Origin of the sequence: Micromonospora sp. NPDC005367 (assembly GCF_040606825.1) — a bacterium.
GTDB lineage: Bacteria > Actinomycetota > Actinomycetes > Mycobacteriales > Micromonosporaceae > Micromonospora.
This window is the reverse complement of sequence record NZ_JBEXFP010000045.1, coordinates 17,667-38,989: the sequence shown is the minus strand read 5'-3', so window position 1 is coordinate 38,989 and position 21,323 is coordinate 17,667. Positions and strand designations below refer to the sequence as shown.

At 71.0% G+C, this 21,323-nt stretch carries 19 protein-coding genes; 6 read left to right on the top strand and 13 right to left on the bottom strand.

The features are described 5' to 3' along the window. Position 1: 1 nt before the first annotated feature. The gene (locus ABZS42_RS25295) at positions 2 to 1,000 is read right to left on the bottom strand and encodes a TerC family protein (protein WP_355149255.1); all 999 of its coding nucleotides are present in this window, start codon (positions 998 to 1,000) and stop codon (positions 2 to 4) included. 499 nt (positions 1,001 to 1,499) lie between these two features. Here ABZS42_RS25295 and ABZS42_RS25290 point away from each other — a divergent pair, with 499 nt between their 5' ends. Continuing rightward, positions 1,500 to 1,793 (top strand): antibiotic biosynthesis monooxygenase family protein, encoded by a 294-nt coding sequence (locus ABZS42_RS25290; RefSeq protein WP_355149253.1) that lies wholly within the window; start codon positions 1,500 to 1,502, stop codon positions 1,791 to 1,793. Positions 1,794 to 1,940: 147 nt separating this feature from the next. On the opposite strand, the gene ABZS42_RS25285 is transcribed toward ABZS42_RS25290, so the two are convergent. The 4 genes from ABZS42_RS25285 to uvrB all read right to left on the bottom strand — a co-directional run bounded on the left by ABZS42_RS25285 (position 1,941) and on the right by uvrB (position 6,365). After that, entirely contained in the window at positions 1,941 to 2,801 is an 861-nt protein-coding gene (locus ABZS42_RS25285) for a helix-turn-helix transcriptional regulator (protein ID WP_355149251.1), read from the bottom strand. Positions 2,802 to 2,964: 163 nt separating this feature from the next. Beyond that, a complete protein-coding gene (locus ABZS42_RS25280; protein ID WP_355149249.1) occupies positions 2,965 to 3,333 on the bottom strand; it encodes a VOC family protein in 369 nt (122 codons plus the stop codon). A gap of 58 nt (positions 3,334 to 3,391) precedes the next feature. After that, on the bottom strand, positions 3,392 to 4,240 hold the full coding sequence (locus ABZS42_RS25275; protein WP_355149247.1) for an AraC family transcriptional regulator: 849 nt from the start codon (positions 4,238 to 4,240) through the stop codon (positions 3,392 to 3,394). A 16-nt stretch (positions 4,241 to 4,256) separates the two neighbouring features. Next, positions 4,257 to 6,365 (bottom strand): excinuclease ABC subunit UvrB, encoded by a 2,109-nt coding sequence (gene uvrB, locus ABZS42_RS25270; RefSeq protein WP_355149245.1) that lies wholly within the window; start codon positions 6,363 to 6,365, stop codon positions 4,257 to 4,259. A 347-nt stretch (positions 6,366 to 6,712) separates the two neighbouring features. On the opposite strand from uvrB, the gene ABZS42_RS25265 reads away from it, so the two are divergent. Next, a complete protein-coding gene (locus ABZS42_RS25265) occupies positions 6,713 to 8,206 on the top strand; it encodes a hypothetical protein (RefSeq protein ID WP_355149243.1) in 1,494 nt (497 codons plus the stop codon). 19 nt (positions 8,207 to 8,225) lie between these two features. Here the strand turns inward: ABZS42_RS25265 and coaE are convergent, their stop codons facing one another. Then, complete coding sequence (coaE, locus tag ABZS42_RS25260; protein WP_355149241.1) at positions 8,226 to 9,407, bottom strand: dephospho-CoA kinase; 1,182 nt, start codon at positions 9,405 to 9,407, stop codon at positions 8,226 to 8,228. A gap of 452 nt (positions 9,408 to 9,859) precedes the next feature. Further along, a complete protein-coding gene (gene rpsA / locus ABZS42_RS25255; protein ID WP_355149239.1) occupies positions 9,860 to 11,341 on the bottom strand; it encodes a 30S ribosomal protein S1 in 1,482 nt (493 codons plus the stop codon). 431 nt (positions 11,342 to 11,772) lie between these two features. Here rpsA and ABZS42_RS25250 point away from each other — a divergent pair, with 431 nt between their 5' ends. Genes ABZS42_RS25250 through ABZS42_RS25235 form a run of 4 tightly spaced genes read left to right on the top strand, consistent with a single transcriptional unit; the run spans position 11,773 to position 13,955 of the window. After that, a complete protein-coding gene (locus tag ABZS42_RS25250) occupies positions 11,773 to 12,576 on the top strand; it encodes a class I SAM-dependent methyltransferase (RefSeq protein WP_355149237.1) in 804 nt (267 codons plus the stop codon). A 58-nt stretch (positions 12,577 to 12,634) separates the two neighbouring features. Further along, entirely contained in the window at positions 12,635 to 13,237 is a 603-nt protein-coding gene (locus ABZS42_RS25245) for a Uma2 family endonuclease (protein ID WP_355149235.1), read from the top strand. A 42-nt stretch (positions 13,238 to 13,279) separates the two neighbouring features. Further along, the gene (locus ABZS42_RS25240) at positions 13,280 to 13,501 is read left to right on the top strand and encodes a DUF2945 domain-containing protein (protein ID WP_076467720.1); all 222 of its coding nucleotides are present in this window, start codon (positions 13,280 to 13,282) and stop codon (positions 13,499 to 13,501) included. Then, positions 13,488 to 13,955, top strand: coding sequence for a DUF3140 domain-containing protein (locus ABZS42_RS25235; RefSeq protein WP_355149233.1), 468 nt, complete (start codon positions 13,488 to 13,490; stop codon positions 13,953 to 13,955). Before ABZS42_RS25240 ends, ABZS42_RS25235 begins: the two co-directional genes overlap by 14 nt. Before the next feature lie 200 nt (positions 13,956 to 14,155). Here ABZS42_RS25235 and polA read toward each other — a convergent pair whose 3' ends face one another. The 6 genes from polA to ABZS42_RS25205 form a co-directional block, all read right to left on the bottom strand. Beyond that, complete coding sequence (gene polA / locus ABZS42_RS25230) at positions 14,156 to 16,855, bottom strand: DNA polymerase I (RefSeq protein WP_355149231.1); 2,700 nt, start codon at positions 16,853 to 16,855, stop codon at positions 14,156 to 14,158. Positions 16,856 to 17,063: 208 nt separating this feature from the next. After that, a complete protein-coding gene (locus tag ABZS42_RS25225; protein WP_355149229.1) occupies positions 17,064 to 17,873 on the bottom strand; it encodes an amino acid ABC transporter ATP-binding protein in 810 nt (269 codons plus the stop codon). Then, on the bottom strand, positions 17,870 to 18,856 hold the full coding sequence (locus ABZS42_RS25220; RefSeq protein WP_355149227.1) for an amino acid ABC transporter permease: 987 nt from the start codon (positions 18,854 to 18,856) through the stop codon (positions 17,870 to 17,872). The genes ABZS42_RS25225 and ABZS42_RS25220 overlap by 4 nt, the downstream gene beginning before the upstream one ends. 6 nt (positions 18,857 to 18,862) lie before the next feature. After that, the gene (locus ABZS42_RS25215; RefSeq protein ID WP_355149225.1) at positions 18,863 to 19,768 is read right to left on the bottom strand and encodes an ABC transporter substrate-binding protein; all 906 of its coding nucleotides are present in this window, start codon (positions 19,766 to 19,768) and stop codon (positions 18,863 to 18,865) included. Positions 19,769 to 19,802: 34 nt separating this feature from the next. Continuing rightward, positions 19,803 to 20,513, bottom strand: a complete 711-nt coding sequence (locus ABZS42_RS25210; protein WP_355149223.1) for an ABC transporter ATP-binding protein — start codon at positions 20,511 to 20,513, stop codon at positions 19,803 to 19,805. Next, on the bottom strand, positions 20,503 to 21,321 hold the full coding sequence (locus tag ABZS42_RS25205) for an ABC transporter ATP-binding protein (RefSeq protein WP_355149285.1): 819 nt from the start codon (positions 21,319 to 21,321) through the stop codon (positions 20,503 to 20,505). The genes ABZS42_RS25210 and ABZS42_RS25205 overlap by 11 nt, the downstream gene beginning before the upstream one ends. Between the last annotated feature and the right edge of the window lie 2 nt (positions 21,322 to 21,323).

The following is a 21,323-nucleotide window of genomic DNA, read 5'->3' as shown; positions in this document are numbered from 1 at the left end:
CTCAGCTGCGCGCCTCGGCCAGCGCCCGGCGCCGGTCCCGCGCCGACTTGGCCAGGCTGGCCGCCGTGGCCAGCAGCAACGTGCCGATGATCACCAGCAGCGAGAGCCAGATCGGGATGTGCGGCGCCCAGGCGACGTGCTCGCCACCGTTGACGAACGGCAGGTTGTTGTCGGCGAGCGCCTCCAGCACCAGCTTGACGCCGATGAAACCGAGCACCACCGCCAGGCCGTAGCTGAGGTAGATCAGCCGGTCCAGCAGGCCGCCCAGCAGGAAGTAGAGCTGACGCAACCCCATGAGGGCGAAGACGTTGGCGGTGAAGACCAGGTACGCCTCCTGCGTGATCCCGAAGATCGCCGGGATCGAGTCCAGCGCGAAGATCAGGTCGGTGGTGCCGATGGCGATCATCACGATCAGCAGCGGAGTGAAGAGCCGCTTGCCGTTCTCGTGCGTGACGAGCCGGGCGCCGTCGTACGTCCGGGACAGCGGCAGGGCCCGGCGGCTCCACCGGATCAGCACGTTCTCGGAGAACTCGTCCTCGTCCGGCTCACCCTGCCGAGCCAGGTTGATCGCGGTGTAGATGAGGAACGCGCCGAAAATGTAGAAGACCCAGGAGAACTGGGAGATCAAGGCCGCACCGGCGGCGATGAAACCACCTCGCATGACCAGCGCCAGCGCTATTCCGACGAGCAGCACCTTCTGCTGGTACGGCCGCGGCACCCCGAACCGGCCCATGATGATCACGAAGACGAAGAGGTTGTCCACCGAGAGGCTGTACTCGGTCAGCCAGCCGGTGTAGAACTGGCCGGCGGCGCTTGGCCCGGAGAACAACCACAGGCCCGCGCCGAAGAGCAGCGCCAGACCCACGTAAAAGCCGACCCAGAGGCTCGACTCGCGCACGCTCGGCTCGTGCGGGCGGCGTCCGATGACCAGCAGATCGACCGCTAGGACGGCAACCAGTGCGACAAGCGTGACCGCCCAGACCAGCCCGGACACATCCAACGTTCATTCCTCCGGCAGACACGCGACATCGGGCACACCGTACGCCCGGTGGAGGCACGGTGTGCCGCTGATGCTCGCTGTGGTGACTGTCGGAGGTCTCTTCCGTCACCGCAGGAGCGCGGTGACCGACGGGGCCGGGTCGTGCCACCCTGGGGTGGTCGACCGTGCTGACGACTCCGCCACGGGGGAATACTCCCCTCCTCGATCACCATTGTGGCGCACCCACTCGCGAGATCGCGAATCGGGCGGTGGTGCTGACGCCACCGCTGCCCGTCCTGGCCTGATATTTCGGCCCGCTCCGGCACTCCGTCCGACCAGGCGGGCCGCGGTAGCCGCGGTGAGGACCGCGATCACCACCGCTACGGCTTCCTAGGAGGCTGGGTCATGCGTCCGGCCAGACGACCATCCTTGTTCCTCCCGTCGGCCACTCCAGGGCCGGTGCCGCCGAGTGGACCGGCCCCGATCCGGCCGCCACAGGCGGGCGTGGCAGGCTGTCGGCATGGTGCTCGAGGTCGCGCTGATCGACGTACTGCCCGGACACGAGGACGCGTTCGCCGCCGCGTACGCCCAGGGGCACCCGGTGCTGGCCGGTACGCCCGGCTGCCGGTCTGTCCGGATGACCCGGGGCGTCGAGTCCCCGTCCCGCTTCGTGCTGATCGTCGAGTGGGACTCGGTCGAGGCGCACGACGAGAACTTCCGCGCCACGGAGCGGTTCACGCAGTGGCGGACGCTCATCGGGCCGCACTTCGCCAACCCGCCGGTGGTCGAGCACTTCACCGACGTACCGGCCTGACGGCAGCCAGCCCCACCGGCCCACGCGGCGGCTGTCGTACCCCTGTCCTAAGGTGCGGACGTACGCGCGGGCCACCGGTCCCGACGGGCTCGGGGGCGCCGGGCCCGGTGCCCGCGCGCCAGCACCCCGTCCGTGCGGACCGGCCGATCAGTCGCCGATGCCGCGGGCCAGCACGGCCACCGTCTCCTCCGCCGGGAGCGCCACGCTCAGCAGCGCCTCGGTGATCCGCTCGTACCGGTCGACGTCGGCCGCCGTGGTGAGCCGCACGTCGGTGGTCAACGTCTCCAGCATCACGGAGCGCGGATCCGCCGGGTCCGGAAAGGCGTAGCAGGAGTACGGCGTGAGCGGGTGCAGGCCGCCCAGCGCGGCCGCGCCCCGGGGCAGCAGCCGCAGGGTGACATTCGGCAGAGCGGTCAACGCCACCAGGTGACACGCCTGCTCCCGCCAGACCTCGACCGGTATCTCCTCCGGGTCGCAGGCGGCCTCGGCCAGCAGCGCCGTATACCGGGGCGGGTCCGCCCGGCGCAACACCTCCTGCCGCATCGCCCGGGCACGCACCTCGGCGTCCACATCGTGCTCCGGATCGAGTGCGACGGCTGGGGCGAGCCTCAGCCGGGCGTACGCCGGGGTCTGCAGCAACCCCGGCACGACCGCCGGCTGGTACTCGACGATGCGCGCCGCCCCCGCCTCCAGTTCGGCGTACGTGCGCTGCCGCTCCCCCATCTCGCCGAACGTCTTCCACCAGCCCCGGCTGGTGGCCGCGTCGCGGGCGATGACGATGAGCTGGTCCCGCAGCGGCACCGGCACCTGGTAGACGTCCAGCAGGTCGAGCACGTCGGCCAGGTCGGGACGGCTCTGACCCAGCTCGATGCGGGACAGTTTCGACGTCGAGGCCCACCCCAGCCGGTCACAGACCTGCTCCAGGGTCAACGCCTCGCGCCGGCGTAGTTGGCGCAGCTCGGCACCGAGCCGCACACGGCGAATGACAGGACTCGTTGGCAGCGGCATTCCCGGCCTCCCCACCGAGGGAGAGTACGCAGCGCAGTCACACAGCGCAATACCTTGCTCGCACAACGCAACCGAACCGGCTTCACCACCCGCCGTCGGCCGTCGGCCGGACCCGACGCGGACCGGCGATGATCGGCAGGACAGGGCCCAGCGCGCTCAGCGATCAGGATCGGTAGGTGCCGAAGCTCCACACGTTGCCGGCGAGATCACGCGCCGCGTAGTCCCGTGAGCCGTAGTCGGTGTCGAACGGCTCGCGGATGATCTCGGCGCCGGCCGCCCGGGCCCGCGCGCAGTGGGCGTCGACGTCGTCGATCGCGACGTACACCGCCACGTCGTCCTCGGCCGGCCGTGGCCGGGGCTCGGCGCGGCCACCAAGCATGATCATGCCGGTGTCGAGGATGAGTTCGGCATGGGCCACGCCGCCGTCCGGGGCCTCGTGCACGGCGTGCACCGCGAAGCCGAAGGCGGCGCAGAGCCAGTCGATGGCGGCGCGGGGGTCCGGGTAGCGAAAGACGGGATAGACGGTACGCATGCCTGCGAGTCTGCCGCCGGATCGGGCACCACGATTGGACGAATGTGACCTCAGCCCGTCACCGCGGACGGCTGCCCGCCGACAGCGCCGCGGGCGTGTCACCGGCGAACTCGCGGAAGTCGCGGATCAGGTGTGACTGGTCGTAGTAGCCGAACCGGACGGCCACGTCGGCCCCACTGTCCACCGGCCCGAGGTCGGGCGCCGGCGACACCGGCAGCAGCGGGCCGGTCAGCGCCGCGTACGCCTCCTGGAAGCGCAGCAGCCGCGCCGTGGTCTTCGGCGGCAGCCCGACCTCGTGCCGGAACCGGGCAGCCAGGTGCCGCCGGCTCCATCCCAGCTCGTCGGCGAGCAGTCCGATTCCGACCCGGCCGCCGCTCGCGTCGAGCCGCCGCCAGGCCCAGGCGACTCGTGGATCCACCGGCGCCGAGGCGGCCAGCCGGACGGTGAACACCTCGTCCAGCAGGGCGAACCGCTGCGCCCAGGTCGGCGTCTCCGCGAGCCGCTGCCGGAGCCGGTCGAGCCAGCCGCCGGGCAGCACGGCCACGTCCGCGGCCCGGTTCGCCAACTCGACCAGGGGCAGGCCGAGGAGCCGGCGGGCGGCCAGCGGTGCCAGCAGCAGCTGGACCCCCTCCCCGACACCGATCGTCTCGGTACGGCACCACCGGTCGAACGTGCCGGCCACGAAGGAGTTCACCCTGTACGCGCTGCGCTGCCTGCTACGCGGATCGATCACGTCGAGCGGGGCACCCCAGCCGAGGATGAGCACCACGAACGCGCCGGCCGCCTCGCGGCGCACCAACGGCAGGTCGGCGCGCTCCCGATAGCCGACGTACCGCTCGACGTACGGGCGCAGCGCGACCGAGGGCAGTCCGAGGACGAACCCGTCGGCCGGCCCGCCCGTCGTCATCGGCGGGGACCCGCGATCACTTCACACCGGCGGCGTCCATGCCGCGCAGCTCCTTCTTCAGGTCGGCGACCTCGTCGCGGATCCGGGCGGCCAGCTCGAACTGCAGCTCCCGGGCGGCGCCGAGCATCTGGTCGTTGAGCTCCTGGATGAGCTGCGCCAGGTCGGCCCGGGCCATCCCCTCCCGGGACGGGGTGGAGGTGGCCGCGCGGCCACGGCTGCGGGTCTCCTTGACCGGCGCCTTGCCTCGGGACAACTGCCGCACCGCACCGCCCACGGTGTTCTGCGCGGTGTCCTCGGCCTCGCGGTAGATGTCGTCGAGGATGTCGTGGATCTTCTTACGCAGCGGCTCGGGGCTGATGCCGTGCGCCTCGTTGTGCGCGATCTGCTTGGCCCGCCGCCGGTTGGTCTCATCGATCGCGTCCGCCATCGACGGAGTGATCTTGTCGGCGTACATGTGGACCTGGCCGGACACGTTACGGGCCGCCCGGCCGATGGTCTGGATCAGCGATCGGCCGCTGCGCAGGAAGCCCTCCTTGTCGGCGTCGAGGATCGCCACCAGCGACACCTCCGGCAGGTCGAGCCCCTCCCGCAGCAGGTTGATGCCGACCAGCACGTCGTAGTCGCCCTTACGCAGCTCGCGCAGCAGCTCCACCCGGCGCAGCGTGTCGACCTCGGAGTGCAGGTAGCGCACCCGGATGCCGTTCTCCAGCAGGTAGTCGGACAGGTCCTCGGCCATCTTCTTGGTGAGCGTGGTGACCAGCACCCGCTCGTCCCGCTCGGTGCGCAGCTTGATCTCGTGCATGAGGTCGTCGATCTGCCCCTTCGTGGGCTTCACGATGACCTCCGGATCGATCAGGCCGGTCGGGCGGATCACCTGCTCGACGAACTCGCCCTGCGCCTGCTCCAGCTCCCACGGGCCGGGGGTGGCGGAGAGGAAGACCATCTGGCCGACCCGCTCCAGGAACTCGTCGAATCGCAGCGGCCGGTTGTCGGCGGCGCTGGGCAGCCGGAAGCCGTGGTCGATCAGCATCCGCTTGCGGGAGGCGTCGCCCTCGTACATGCCGCCGATCTGCGGGATCGTCACGTGCGACTCGTCGATCACCGTCAGGAAGTCGTCGGGGAAGTAGTCGAGGAGGCAGTGCGGCGGGCTGCCCGGCAGCCGGCCGTCGATGTGCATCGAGTAGTTCTCGATGCCGGAGCAGAAGCCCACCTGGCGCATCATCTCGATGTCGTACGTGGTGCGCATCCGCAGCCGCTGGGCCTCCAGCAGCTTGCCCTGCCGCTCCAGCTCCGCCAGCCGCTCGGCCAACTCGGTCTCGATGTCACGGATCGCCCGCTCCATCCGCTCCGGACCCGCCGCGTAGTGGGTGGCCGGGAAGATCATCAGGTGGTCGACCTCGCGGACGACGTCGCCGGTGAGCGGGTTGAGGTAGTAGAGCTTCTCCACCTCGTCACCGAAGAGCTCGATCCGGACGGCCAGTTCCTCGTACGCCGGAATGATCTCCAACGTGTCGCCCCGGACCCGGAAGGTGCCCCGGTTGAAGGCCATGTCGTTGCGGGTGTACTGGATGTCGACCAGGCGACGCAGCAGCTGGTCGCGGTCGAGCTCCTGACCGACCGCCATCCGGACCGCGCGGTCGAGGTACTCCTCCGGGGTGCCCAGGCCGTAGATCGCCGACACGGTGGCCACCACCACCACGTCGCGGCGGGTGAGCAGCGACATGGTCGCCGAGTGCCGCAGCCGCTCGACCTCCTCGTTGATCGAGGAGTCCTTTTCGATGTAGGTGTCGGTCTGCGGGATGTAGGCCTCGGGCTGGTAGTAGTCGTAGTAGGAGACGAAGTATTCGACGGCGTTGTTCGGCAGCAGCTCGCTGAACTCCTTGGCCAGCTGCGCGCAGAGGGTCTTGTTGGGCGCGAGCACCAGCGTCGGCCGTTGCAACCGCTCGATGAGCCACGCGGTGGTGGCACTCTTGCCGGTGCCGGTCGCGCCGAGCAGCACCGTGTTGCGGTCGCCACGTCGGACCCGCCGCTCCAGGTCGTCGATGGCCGCCGGCTGGTCACCGGCGGGCTGAAATTCACTGACGACCTCAAAACGGCCGTCGAGCCGGGGAATGTCGAGCGCCATGACCTCAACGGTACGCCGCCGGTCCGACAGGTTCGGCCAACCAGGAGGCGGGTGACCAGCTTCGATATTCCCATTGTGTGCCACATGCCACCCGACTACCCTCTGCGTGTAGGCCGCTCGCGGCGGCCGACCGGGCCGGCGGCCCGGCCGACATCACGGCCGGCGGTCGCCCCCGGCACGGTGGTCCGCAGCACCCGGTTGCCCGGCGTGCGCACCCGACGTGGTCGCGCCAGAGGCGCACCGGCCGCCGCGAGCGCCCTGCTTGCTCGTCACTCCGTGCACCTCCGGCCGTTCAACAACGCGTGGAAGCATCCCGAGCCCGGGCCTCCCGTCCGGATCCCACGGACGTGCCCCTGACCGCCCGCAGCGGCCCGAGCCGCGCCCTGCCCGCCGTCGCGGTGCCGCCGCCCGGCCCCGCGGGTACCGGCCCCGACGACACCGGGCTGTTCCCGAAAGTCACCACCCGGCGTCGGCGTCACCTGCTGGCGCTGCTCGGCCTGGTCGCGGTCCTGTCCGCCGTGGGGCTGGTGCTCGGGTTGCTCAGCTGGGCGCCCGAACCGTCGGCGCCGCCCCGGGCGCTGACCCCCGTCGAGGCCGAACGGCTGGCGGCGGTGCGGGTCACCAACTACCGTGACCTGCGCGCCGGGGTGCACGTCACGATCGGCGCCGAGCAGTCCCGCACCGAACTGGTGGGCTGGGTGGACTGGTCCCGCCCGTTGCTCTACCTGGACGTCGGCGGCCCCGGCGCCGGCGCCGAACGCGGTCTGCTCCAGGCCACGCCCGCGGTACTGGTGATCCGGCCCGACCCGTCGGCCGTGCCGACCGCCGCGCCGCCCCCGCTGGTGCCTCCCGCGGACCGTTGGCGACTGCACGAACTGCCCGCCGGGCATGCTCTGGCGCCCGTGCTCAAGCTGCTCTTCGACCTCGCCGCCGATCGCCCGGACCCGGCACCGCCGGCCGGCGCCCGCTGGGTGGCCCGTGAGACGCTCGCCGCCGGTCCGGTCGACGTCCTGGAGGCTGCCCCGCCAGGGTCGGCGACGATCGAGCCCGACTCGGACGACCGGCCGCGGTACTGGGTCGACGACGACGCCCGGCTGCACCGGCTGACCGTCCGGCTTCCCGGATCGGGAGCGGTGAACGTGGACCTCAGGCGGACGGACCGGCCGACCCTGCGCCCCGTCGACGTCCTGGGCGGCCGGCCGGGCCTGCCCCGGGCGTTGACCGCCGCCGAGCAGACCCGGTTGGAGCGCCTCCCCGAGCGGCTGCGCGCCCACCAGGGGGCCACGGTGACCCTCACCGCTGCGGTGGGGCGTGAGACGAACCTGCGTGGTGCGGGCTGGCTCAGCTGGACCCGCCGTACCGGCTACCTGGCGGTGACCGACCTCGGCGTGCCGGAACGCCGGACGCTGCGCTGGCGGGACACGGCCGGCCTGTCCCGCGCCCAGGTCCCGGCAAAGGGCGACCCGGAGAGACCCGAGAAGCCACCACTGCCGCCGCCGGCAGACGTCGCCTGGAAGTCCGAACGGGCCGGCGCCGACGACGTCGGCGTGCTGGTCGACGCGGCGCTGACCGCCGGTCGCACAGCACCGCGTGGCACGGCCGTCCGGCTGCGGGAGGACGCCCTGGCCGACCGCCGGGTCGACGTCGTGGAGCTGCGCGGCGGCCGGAACCTGCTGCGCTACTGGATCGACCGCGACGGTCTGCTCCGCCGGGTGGAGGTGAGCACCGGTACGGCCACCTGGGCGCAGCTCGACCTTCAGCCCGGCCGGGTGCCGACGCTGCCCGCCCCCAAGCGGCCGACCGGGGTGACCGGGCGGCCGGCCGCCCACTCGTCGGGCTGAGGCTCGACGGCCGGTACGGTCAGGGCCGCCAGCCGGTCTGGGCGGCCCACTCCTCGGCGCGCAGGTACTCCTCGTCGAACCACGGGTCCCTGATGGTCGGGAAGTCGGCGCCGTCCGGGGCCGAGGCCGCCAGCTCCCGCTTGAACAGCAGATACTCGGCCCGCTGCGCCGGGTCGGCGCGCAGGTGGTCACGCATCAGCAGCGCGTACCGCCAGCCGGGTGAATCGGCCACGCGGACGTGCAGGTTCACCGCACGACCCGGGTCCGCACTGCCGTGCAGCCGTTTCTCCCACCGGCCGCTGCCGGCCGGGCGGGGGGTGTCCCACCAGTCGCCCGGCATCCGGGGGAAGCCGGCGTCGGCCAGCCGCTGCGCGATGCTGCCGTCCGCCTCGGCCAGGGACGGCACGGTGAGCTGGACGTCGATGACGTCCCTCGCCGCGAGACCGGGAACCGCCGTGGGGCCGATGTGATCGATCCGCGGATCGGCCGGGCCGAGCGCGTGGCGGATCCGGGCGGCCAGGCGCGCGTACTGCTGCGGCCACGTCGGGTCGTACTCGGCCAGTTGCACCCGCCCCGGCGGGGCCACCCGCCGCTCACGCACGTTGCGTTCATAGGGCAGCAGCCGGTCGTGCCAGAGCGCGTCGACCGCCTCGTACAGCTCGGCCAGGCTGCCGTCGTTGCTGAGCAGCGCGTCGGCCGCCGCGCGCCGGCGGGCGTCGTCGGCCTGCGCGGCAACCCGCCGCTCGGCCTCCGCGCGATCCATCCCCCGGTCGCGGGCCAGCCGCTCCAACCGGATGGACACGGCCGCCTCCACCACGATCACCAGGTGGTACGTGGGCACGAGCCCCACCTCGACCAGGAGCGGCACGTCGTTGACCACGACCGCGTCGGGTGCCGCCGCGGCGGCGAGCTCGGCGGTCCGGGCGCGTATCCGGGGGTGCGTGATCGCCTCCAGCCGGCGCCGGGCGGCTTCGTCGGCGAAGACGACGGCACCCAGCACGGCCCGGTCGAGGCTGCCGTCGGCGGCCAGTACCCGCGGTGAGAATGCCTCGACGATCTCGGCGAGCCCCGGAGTGCCTGGGGCGACCACCTCCCGCGCAATACGGTCGGCGTCGATCAGCACCGCGCCCCGCTCGGCGAGACGCTTCGACACGACGCTCTTACCCGAACCGATTCCCCCGGTCAGCCCTGCCATCAGCACGGTCCCCAGTCAACCTGATCACGCTCGCCGCACCAAACGGGCCCCCGCACCGGGGGCACCGGGACGTGTTCCGACCGCTGGGGCGGGTGGCCGGGATGATCCACTCGCGGTCATGGAAGTCGGGGGATCCGGCTGTGGCGGACAGCCCGACTTCAGGAATGTCGAGTCGATCAAGCCAGCGAGACCGGGTCCACGTCACCCGCGGCCCGGTGCGCAGGGCGAGTGGGCGCGGGCGGGCGCAGCGACCGGGGGCGGCGCGGGCACGGGCGCGGGGCGCAGGCACAGGCGCGGGGCGCAGGCAGGGGCGCAGGCGCGGGGCACAGGCACAGGCACGGGGCACAGGCACAGGCGCGGACATGGCGAAGGCCCCGCCCTCGACGATCCGGAGATCGTCGTGGGCGGGGCCCGTGGTCGTCGGCGTCAGAGCCGCCGAGTCGAACCTGCCGTGCGGGTCACTTGCCGCCGGCGAGCTTCTCCCGCAGGGCGGCGAGAGCCTCGTCGGTGGCCAGGGTGCCGGCCGGCTCCTCCTGGCGGCTCGGGGCCGCGCTGGTGGAGGTGGCGCCGGTGACCGCCGGAGCCGGGTTGGCAGCGGCCTCGGCCTCGGCGGCGCGGGAGTTCTGCACCTGCTTCTGGTGCGCCTCCCAGCGCTGGCGAGCCTCGGCGTACTGGTTCTCCCAGGTCTCGCGCTGCTTGTCGTACCCCTCGAGCCACTCGCCCGTCTCCGGGTCGAAGCCCTCCGGGTAGATGTAGTTGCCCTCGGCGTCGTACGTCGCGGCCATGCCGTAGAGGGTCGGGTCGAAGTGCTCCTCGCCCTCGACGAAGCCCTCGTTGGCCTGCTTGAGCGACAGCGAGATCCGGCGGCGCTCCAGGTCGATGTCGATGACCTTGACCATGACCTCGGAGCCGACCTGGACGACCTGCTCCGGGATCTCCACGTGGCGCTCGGCCAGCTCGGAGATGTGGACCAGGCCCTCGATGCCGTCGTCGACGCGGACGAACGCACCGAACGGCACCAGCTTGGTGACCTTACCCGGCACGATCTGCTGGATCGCGTGGGTACGGGCGAACTGACGCCACGGGTCCTCCTGGGTCGCCTTCAGCGACAGCGAGACCCGCTCGCGGTCCAGGTCGACGTCCAGGACCTCGACCTCGACCTCCTGGCCCACCTCGACGACCTCGGACGGGTGGTCGATGTGCTTCCAGGAGAGCTCGGAGACGTGCACCAGACCGTCCACGCCGCCGAGGTCGACGAACGCGCCGAAGTTGACGATCGAGGACACGACGCCCTTGCGGACCTGGCCCTTCTGAAGCTTGTTGAGGAACTCGGTGCGCACCTCGGACTGGGTCTGCTCGAGCCAGGCCCGGCGGGACAGGACCACGTTGTTGCGGTTCTTGTCCAGCTCGATGATCTTGGCCTCGAGCTCGCGGCCGACGTACGGCTGCAGGTCACGCACACGCCGCATCTCGACCAGGGAGGCGGGGAGGAAGCCACGCAGGCCGATGTCGAGGATGAGGCCACCCTTGACCACCTCGATGACCGAACCGCGAACGACGCCGTCCTCGTCCTTGATCTTCTCGATCGTGCCCCAGGCCCGCTCGTACTGCGCCCGCTTCTTCGAGAGGATCAGGCGCCCCTCCTTGTCCTCCTTCTGAAGGACGAGGGCCTCGATGTGGTCACCGACCGACACGACCTCGGCCGGGTCCACGTCGTGCTTGATCGACAGCTCCCGAGAGGGGATGACACCCTCGGTCTTGTAGCCGATGTCGAGCAGGACCTCGTCCCGATCGACCTTGACGACGGTGCCTTCGACAATGTCGCCGTCGTTGAAGTACTTGATGGTCTCGTCGATCGCGGCGAGGAAAGCCTCCTCAGAGCCGAGGTCGTCGATGGTGACCTTGGTGGCGCTCGAGGGAGCCTCGATGCTGCTCGTCATGTGGGCGGTTGCTCCGGTCGGATGGGATGTCACAGCAGGCTGGTGTCGCGGTGACCCGGTCGCGCCAGCGGACCCGTCGCTTGGCACACCGATCGATTGCCAGATGCGATGATGTGGCGCCGGTCAGTGGCCTCGTCGACCGCGCACCTGCTCCCTGCCGAGGTGCACCGATCCGCGAGCGCATCGTCAAGCCTACCTTGCGCATTACCACAGCGTGCAAGCCCTCCCGCCCGGCTCATCGCCTCGTGAGCTGCGAAAGCCGAGAAATCGGCCCGAATCCGTCGCGTTTGTCTCGTGCGTCACAAGCGTCACGGCGGTACCGCGGCCCGCGCGGCACCCGTGGCCGCCACCACCCTGCGTGGGTCGGCCCGGCGCGCCGGGGTCGGGCACCCACCCGGCCGCCCGGCGGGGCGAGGCCATAGCGTGAACGGATGGACGACGACAGCCGGGTGACCCGGCGCCGGGTCGGCGACGCCGAGGCCCGGGTGGCGAGCCGCCGCTGGTGGGACGAGGACGCCGACGACTACCAGGCCGAGCACGGCGCGTTCCTCGGCGACGTGGACTTCGTCTGGTGCCCGGAGGGAGTACGCGAGGCGGACGTACACCTCCTCGGCGACCTGGCCGGGCGCCGGATCCTGGAGGTCGGTTGCGGCGCGGCGGCGGCCTCCCGGTGGCTCGCCACCCAGGGCGCCCGCCCGGTCGCCATGGACCTCTCCGCGGGCATGCTGCGCCACGCCGCCCAGGCCGCCGACCGCACCGGCGTACGCGTACCGCTGGTGCAGGCCGACGCGCTCGCCCTGCCCTTCCCCGACGCGGCGTTCGACACCGCCTGCACGGCGTTCGGGGCGGTCCCGTTCGTGGCCGACTCGGCGGCCCTGGTGCGGGAGGTGTACCGGGTGCTGCGCCCCGGCGCCCGGTGGGTCTTCTCGGTCACCCACCCGATGCGGTGGATCTTCCTCGACGACCCGGGCGAGGGCGGTCTGCGGGCTGTGCACTCCTACTTCGACCGCCGGCCGTACGTGGAGCAGGACGACTCGGGCACAGCCACCTACGTCGAGCAGCACCGCACCCTCGGCGACCGGATCCGGGAGCTGGTCGGAGCGGGATTCCGCCTGGTCGACCTCGTGGAGCCGGAGTGGCCCCAGGGGCACGAGGGGATCTGGGGGCAGTGGAGCCCGCTGCGTGGCCGGCTCTTCCCCGGCACCGCGATCTTCGTGGCGGAGAAGCCCGCGTGACCAGGTCGCCGTACCCGGAGTCCGGCCCACGGAACATCGACGGGGTTACGCTGTGCCGGTGAGCGCCGAGCCGATCGCGACACCACCTGGCCCCTGGTGTCCGGACCAGATCCGGCAGCAGCGTGCCGACTACACGCTGGAGGACCTGCTCCACCTGCCGGACGACGCCCCCCGCGTCGAACTCCTCGACGGAGTAATCCAGGCGACACCCTCCCCCACCCTCGGCCACCAGGACATCTCCAGCCTGCTCTGGCTCTGGCTCCGATCCCACGCACCGGCGCGCCTACACGCCGCACAGGCGGTCGGCGTCGCTCTCAACGCGAACACCAGCCGGCAGCCGGATGTACTACTCAGCCGCGCTGAGGTGAGTCCTGACCGTTCCCTCCTCACTCCCGCGGACGTGGTGCTGGCCGTCGAGGTGGTCTCCCCCGGCACTCGGCGGATCGACCGGTTCGCCAAGCCCGGCGAGTACGCCGCCGCCGGCATCCCCTTCTACTGGCGCATCGAGCAGGATCCGGTACACCTGTACGCATACCGCCGAGGTGACCGGATCGGCCCGGGCGGGGAGCGGCAGTACGAGCTGGTCGCCGACAGCACCGAGCTGATCGAGATTTCCGAGCCGTTCGAGATCAAGCTGTCGGTCGCCGAGATCACCCCCTGACCGGCGTCGTTTCCGGCGGCCGGCCCCGGGTAACCGGACGGCATGGCCGAGAAGAGGGATTTCCGCGAGGGCGACCACGTCTCCTGGGCCAGTCACAGCGGCCGGGCGTACGGCGTGGTCAAGGAGAAGCTGGTCGACCGGACACACGTACGCGGGCACACCGTGAACGCCTCCGAGGAGGAGCCGCAGTACCGGATCCGCAACGACGACTCGGGCCGGGACGTCGCCCACCGGCCGGAGGTGCTGCGCCATGAGCCGCGGTGACGAGGGCCGCGACACCTACCGGGAGTTCACCGAGGCGGTGAACATGAAGCCCGGCGAGCTGTCGAAGTGGCTGGAGACCGACGAGTCCAAGCATGTCGGCTGGCGGAAGAAGGGCCCGAAGGCCGGAGAGTCGGTGGGGCACGAGTCCGGCCGCCGGATCCTCGACCTGCTGCGCCGCAAGCGCGCCGAACTCTCCGAGGCCGACGTCCGGCACATGCGCAAGGTCGTCGGCTACGTGCGCCGGCACATGGCGCAACGTCCCTCGGGCGACGTCCGCAACACCAAGTGGCGCTTTTCGCTGATGAACTGGGGGCACGACCCGCTCAAGGCGCCGCTGCCGCCGCCCGGCGGGCCGTCCCGGCGCGCGCTCGAACGCCGCGGCGCCCCACCGAAGAACCGCCAGGGGGCGGGACGGCAACCCGCGCAGCGCCGACCGACCCGCCGGACGAGCTGACGGGGCTGACGGCCCACAGGCGGAGCTGAGGCCTGCCGGACGAGCCGACGGCGTACAGGATGAGCTGACGGCCTGCCGGACGAGCCGACGGTCTGCGGCAGGCCGGCGAGGGCGCGACCCCCGCCCACCGTGCTCCGCGCCGCCGAGGGCCGACCGGCCTGGCCCGCCCACCACGACGCAACTGGCGCTGCGGGGCCGGATCAGTGGTCGGCGCTGTTCCAGTCGCGGCCCTCGCCGACGGAGACCTCCAGCGGCACCGCCAGCGGGTACGCCGCACCCATCTCCCGGCGGACCAGTTCCTCCAGCGCCGGACGCTCGCCCGGGGCCACCTCGAAGACCAGCTCGTCGTGCACCTGGAGCAGCATCCGGGAGCTCAGGCCGGCCTCGTGCAACGTGGTGTCGACCCGCAGCATCGCGACCTTGATGATGTCGGCCGCGGAGCCCTGGATCGGGGCGTTGAGCGCCATCCGCTCGGCGATCTCCCGGCGCTGCCGGTTGTCGCTGACCAGGTCGGGCAGGTAGCGGCGGCGGCCCAGGATCGTCGAGGTGTAGCCGTCGAGCCGAGCGCGGGCGACCACCTCCTGGAGGTAGTCGCGGACCCCGCCGAAGCCGGCGAAGTAGTTCTCCATGAGGCCGCGCGCCTCCTCGGTGCTGATCCCGAGTTGCTGGGAGAGCCCGAAGGCGCTCAGCCCGTACGCCAGGCCGTAGTTCATCGCCTTGATCTTGCGGCGCTGGTCGGGCGTGACCTCGGCGAGCGGCACCTCGAAGACCGACGACGCCGTCGCGGCGTGGAAGTCGGCGCCGGAGTTGAACGCGTCGATCAACGCGTCGTCCGAGGACAGGTGCGCCATGATCCGCATCTCGATCTGGCTGTAGTCGGCGGTGAGCAGGCACTCGTAGCCCTCCCCGACCACGAACGCCCGGCGGATCCGCCGGCCCTCCTCGGTACGGATCGGGATGTTCTGCAGGTTCGGCTCGGTCGAGGAGAGCCGCCCGGTGGCCGCCACCGTCTGGTTGAAGGTCGTGTGGATGCGGCCGTCGTCGGAGACCGACTTGAGCAGGCCGTCCACTGTCGACTTCAGCTTGGCCACGTCCCGGTGGCGCAGCAGGTGGGCCAGCACCGGGTGCGGGTTCTGCGCGTAGAGCCACTGCAACGCGTCGGCGTCGGTCGTGTAGCCGGTCTTGATCTTCTTGGTCTTCGGCAGGCCCAGCTCACCGAAGAGGATCTCCTGCAACTGCTTGGGAGAGCCGAGGTTGAACTCCCGCCCGACGGCCTCGTACGCGCCCTGCGCGGCGGCCTTCACCTCGGCGGCGAAGTGCGCCTCCAACTCGGAGAGGTAGTCCGTGTCAGCGGCGATGCCGGTGCGTTCCATGGTGGCGAGCACCCGCATGAGCGGCAGCTCCACGCCGGCCATCAGCCGGGCGGACTGCTCGCCGTCGCGGGACAGCTCCGCGTCGATCGCGTCGGCCAGATCGAGGGTGGCGCGCGCCTGGAGCATGAGGTTCTGCTCGGCCTCGCCGTCGTTGCCCAGCCCCTCCAGGGTCAGCTGGCCGGTCTCCGGGGCGTCGACCCGCAGTTCCCGGTGCAGGTAGCGCAGCGCCAGGTCGGTCAGGTCGTACGAGCGCTGGTCGGGACGGGCCAGGTAGGCGGCGATCTGGGTGTCGCGGGCGATGCCCTCCAGCGGCCAGCCGTGCGCGGCGAGGGCGAGCACGACGGGCTTGCTGTCGTGCAGCACCTTCGGCCGTTGCGCATCGGCGAGCCAGCCGGCCAGCGCGGTCTCGTCCGCGGGGTCGAGGCGGGCCGGGTCGAACCAGACGCCCGCGCCGGCCGCGGTGGCCAGCGCCATACCCGAGACGGACGCGGTGTGCCGGCGGTTCGGGCCGGTGTCGAGCTTGGCCGCCATGCCCACCGGGGTGCCCGCCGTGGCGTGCGTGCCGAGCCACCCGCTGAGCGCGCCGGGCTCGGTGAGCACCTCGCCGGCCAGCTCGAAGCCGGCCTCCGCCTCCGGTTCCACCGCCTCGAGGTACTGGTAGAGGCGGTCGCGCAGGATGCGGAACTCCAGGGTGTCGAAGACCTGGTGCACGGCCTCCCGGTCCCAGCCGGGCCAGCGGGCCTCCTCGGGACGAAGCGGCAGCTCCAGGTCGGAGACCAGGCAGTTGATCTCGTAGTTGCGGATCACGTCGGCGAGCCGATCGCGCAGGCTGTCGCCGGCCTTGCCCTTGATCTCGTCGGCGCGGGCGACGACGCCCTCGACCCCGCCGTAGGCGGTGATCCACTTGGCGGCGGTCTTCGGGCCGACACCGGGAACGCCCGGCAGGTTGTCGCTGGTCTCGCCGACCAGGGCGGCCAGGTCGCGGTAGCGCTCCGGGGGGACGCCGTACTTCGCCTCGATCGCGGCCGGGTCCATCCGGGCCAGGTCGGAGACGCCCTTGCGGGGGTAGAGCACCGTGACGTTCTCGCCGACCAGCTGGAAGGCGTCCCGGTCACCGCTGGTGATCAGCACGGACATGCCCTGGTCACGGGCCTGGCAGGCGAGGGTGGCGATGACGTCGTCGGCCTCGTAGCCCTCCATCTCCACCACCGGGATACGCAGCGCCGCGAGGACCTCCTTGACCAGGCTCACCTGGCCCTTGAAGTCGGTCGGGGTCTCGCTGCGGCCGGCCTTGTACTCCGCGTACTTCTCGGTGCGGAAGGAGCGGCGGGACACGTCGAAGGCGACGACGATGTGGGACGGCTGCTCGTCGCGCAGCACGTTGATCAGCATGGAGGTGAAGCCGTAGACCGCGTTGGTCGGCTGCCCGGTCGTTGTGGAGAAGTTTTCCACCGGCAAGGCGAAGAAAGCCCGGTATGCCAGGGAGTGTCCGTCGACGAGGAGCAGGCGCGGCGCGGTAGCTGTCACGGCAGCGACTCTAGCCGGGACCTACGACCAAACGGCAGCGACGTGGCGGGCGACGACATGTCGCGGCCCGACGACGCACCGTGGTCCCGGCTCCCGGCTCCCGGCTCCCGAGCCCCGCAGGAGTGTCGCGCGGGCCGGGTCGAGACCGGCGCGGCCGTGGCACGCCTAACCGGTGGGTGGGGACGCCCCGAGCGGGCGTCCCCGCCCGTCACAGCACCTTGGCCAGGAACGCCTTCGTGCGGTCGTGCTGCGGGTTCGCGATGACCTCGCGCGGGTTGCCCTGCTCGACCACGACGCCGCCGTCCATGAAGACCAGCGAGTCGCCGACCTCGCGGGCGAAGCCGATCTCGTGGGTGACCACGATCATCGTCATGCCGTCGCGGGCCAGGTCCTTCATGACGTCCAGCACCTCGCCGACCAGCTCCGGGTCGAGCGCGCTGGTCGGCTCGTCGAAGAGCATCAACTTCGGCTGCATCGCCAGGGCCCGGGCGATCGCCACCCGCTGCTGCTGGCCGCCGGAGAGCTGCCCCGGGTAGTTGCCCATCTTGTCGCCGAGACCGACCCGGGCCAGCAGCGCTTCGGCGCGCTCCCGGGCCGCGGCCTTCGACTCCCGCTTGACCCGAACCGGCGCCTCGATCACGTTCTCCAGGGCGGTCATGTGCGGGAAGAGGTTGAACCGCTGGAACACCATGCCGATCGAGCGGCGCTGCGCGGCGACCTCCTTCTGGCGCAGCTCGTGCAGCTTGCCACTGTGCTCCCGGTAACCGATCAGCTCGCCGTCCACCCGGATCCGGCCGGCGTTGATCTTCTCCAGGTGGTTGATGCAGCGCAGGAAGGTCGACTTGCCGGAGCCGGAGGGCCCGAGCAGGCAGCAGACCTCGCCGCTGCGCACCTCGAGGTCGATGCCCTTGAGCACCTCGAGGTGGCCGAACGACTTGTGCACCTGCTCGGCCTGGACCATCAGGCCCGACTCGGCGGCCGGCGCGGTCGCCTGGGCGGGAACGATCAACTCACTCATACGGCTCCCGCCGTCCCCTGGCCGCCGCCACCCTGCTCGGCCGTGATGGTGCGCAGCCGCAGCCGGGCCCGCTCGCTTCGCCCGTAGCCCTTGCTGAAGTGCCGCTCCAGGAAGTGCTGCCCGACGAGCAGGATGCTGGTCAGGAAGAGGTACCAGAGAACAGCTGCGACGTACATCGGGAAGATCTGGAACGTCCGCTTGCCCACCGCGTCGAGCTGGAAGAACAGCTCGACGCTGTACGGCACGGCCAGCAGCAGCGACGTGTCCTTCAACATGGCGATGGTCTCGTTGCCGGTCGGCGGGATGATGACCCGCATCGCCTGCGGCAGCACGATTCGGCGCAGGATCTGCCCCCGGCTCATACCCAGCGCCGAGGCCGCCTCGCTCTGCCCGTCATCCACCGACTGGATACCGGCCCGCACGATCTCCGCCATGTAGGCCGCCTCGGACAGCGCCAGACCGAGCAAGCCGGCCACGAAGCCGGTCAGCACGTCCCGGGAGGTGAACCCGAAGGCCCGCAGTTGCAGGTTGTCGACCCCGAAGAGTTGACCGATCTGCGTATCGAAGGGCACACCGAACTCGATCCGGCTCCAGAGGATGCCCAGGTTTCCGCAGACGGCCAGCAGCACCAGCCGCGGCACCGCCCGGAAGACCCAGGTGTAGAGCCAGGAGACCACCCGCAGGATCGGATTGGTCGAGAGGCGCATGACCGCCACCACGACGCCCAGGGACACCCCGAGCACCATCGCGCAAACGGTCATCAGGACCGTTCCGCGCAGCAAGCCCTCGATGATCGGCGGCCGGAACATGTTGTCGACCATGAACGACCACTTGAACTGTTCGTTCGTGACCAGTACATGGACGAACATCGCCGCCAGGACCGCCAGCACGGCGATCGCGACCCAGCGGCCGGGGTGCCGCACGGGCACGGCCTTGATCGGTTCCGGCCGCGCCCGTACGGTTGTCACTTCCTCGGATTCCATGTCGCGTTACGGGTTGATCGCGGGGTCCGTGATCGCGCCGTCCCCGACCTTCCACTTGTCGAGGATGGCCTTGTACGACCCGTCCGCGATCAGCGCCTTGGTCGCGTCCCGCACGGCCTCGGCGAACGCAGCCTGGTCCTTGGCCACCACGTAGCCGTACGGGGCCGCCTCGTACATCTTGTCGAGCAGGTCCAACTGGCCCTCGGACTTCGTCACCGCGAACACCCCGACCGGGTAGTCGGCGAGCATCGCGTCGTCCTTGCCCGAGACCACGGCGGCCGTCGCGGCGTCCTGGCCCGGGAACTGCTCGACGGTGATGGCCGGCTTACCGGCGTCGGTGCACGCCTTCGAGCGCTTCTGGATGTCCTCGACCTGGACGGTGTCCTTCTGCACGGCGATCTTCTTGCCGCAGGCGTTGTCGATCGCGACGCCGGCCGGGTTGCCCTTCTTGGTCACCCACTGGGTACCGACCTGGTAGTAGCTGACCATGTTGGCCTGCGTCTTCCGCTCGTCGTTGATCGTGAACGACGAGACACCGACCTCGTACTTGCCCGAACTCACGCCGGTGATGATGTCCCCGAAGGGCGCCGACACGAACTCCGCCTTCAGCCCCAGCTTCGCAGCGACCGCCGTGAACAGCTCGACGTCGAAGCCGATGGCCGTCTTGCCGTCGGTGTCGAGGAACTCGGCCGGGGCGTAGGTCGTGTCACTTCCCACCACGATCTTGCCGTCCGCCTTGATCGCGTCGGGCACCTTCGCGGACAGCGCCGAATCGGCCGTGGCGGTCACGGACGCGCCCCCGCCGGGCTGCTCGGTAGCTTCCTTCTCGCCGCATCCGGCGATCGACAGGGCCAACAGCGCGGCGCCGGTGACCCCGACGGCCGCCCGGCGCCGACCGGTGATGTTGAACATGACGTGCACTCCTTGGATGAGGGGTGGCGGCCGGTCAGGCGACGCCGAGGTAGGCGTCCTTGACCGACGGGTCGTGCAGCAGTTCCTCGCCGGTGCCGCTCTTGACGATCCGGCCGGTCTCCAGCACATACGCCCGGTGCGCCCGGGCCAGCGCCTGCTGGGCGTTCTGCTCGACCAGCAGGACGGTGGTGCCCTGCTCGTTGATCTCGGTAATGATGGTGAAGATCTGCTGGATGAGCATCGGAGCCAGCCCCATCGATGGCTCATCGAGCAGCAGCAGCTTCGGCCGGCTCATCAGCGCCCTCCCGACGGCCAACATCTGCTGCTCACCGCCGGAGAGCGTACCGCCCTGCTGCTTACGCCGTTCCGCCAGGCGTGGGAACAGGTGCAACACCCGGTCGAGGTCCTGGGCGATACCCGCCCGGTCCCGTCGGGTGTAGGCCCCCATGTCCAGGTTCTCCAGCACCGTCATGCCCGGGAAGATGCCCCGGCCCTCCGGGGCCTGGCACAGCCCGCGGCGCACCCGCAGGTCCGCCCGGAGCTTGGTGATGTCCTCACCGTCGAACCGGATCCGGCCACTGGCGACCGGCCGGATCCCGGAGATCGCGCGCATGGTGGTCGACTTGCCGGCGCCGTTGGCGCCGATCAGGGCGACGATCTCGCCCTCGTCCACCTGCAGGCTGATGCCGTGCAGCGCCTGGATCCGCCCGTACAACAGGCTCACATCATCGATCTCAAGCAGCATCGTCCGGCACCCCCAGGTAGGCGGCGATCACCTTCGGGTTCTCCCGAACCTCCGCCGGCAGCCCTTCCGCGATCTTCTTTCCGAATTCCAGGACCGCGATCCGGTCGGTGACACCCATGACCAGCTTCATGTCGTGCTCGATCAGCAGCACGGTGGTGCCCCGGTCGCGGATCTTCCGGATGAGCTGCAGCAGCTCCTCCTTCTCCGCCGGGTTGAAGCCGGCCGCCGGCTCGTCCAGGCACAGCAGCACCGGATCGGTGGCCAGCGCCCGGGCGATCTCCAGCCGGCGCTGCTCGCCGTACGAGAGATTGCGTGCCGTCTCGTGCATCCGCCCGGCGATCCCGACGAAGTCGAGCAGCTCGCGGGCCTTCTCCAGACCGGCCCGCTCCTCCCGCCAGTGCCGGGGCAGCCGGAACAACGCGGAGATCACGCTCGTCTTGTGGTGCGCGTCCGCGCCCACCTGCACGTTCTCCAGCGCGCTCATCTCGGGGAACAGGCGGATGTTCTGGAAGGTGCGGGCCATGCCCATCCGGGTAATCTGGTGCCGCTTCTTGCCGTTGATCCGCTCACCGCGGAACCGGATCTCCCCCTCGGTCGGGCGGTAGATGCCGGTCATCGCGTTGAAGCAGGTCGTCTTGCCGGCGCCGTTGGGACCGATCAGCCCGAAGATCTCACCCTTGTAAAGGGTGAAGTTCACGTCGTTGAGCGCGACGACGCCACCGAAGCGGAGCGTGACGTGGTCGACCTCGAGCAGCGGCTCACGGTCCGCATCGACCGACGCGGTCCGCTGCGCGGGAACGCTCTGCACCG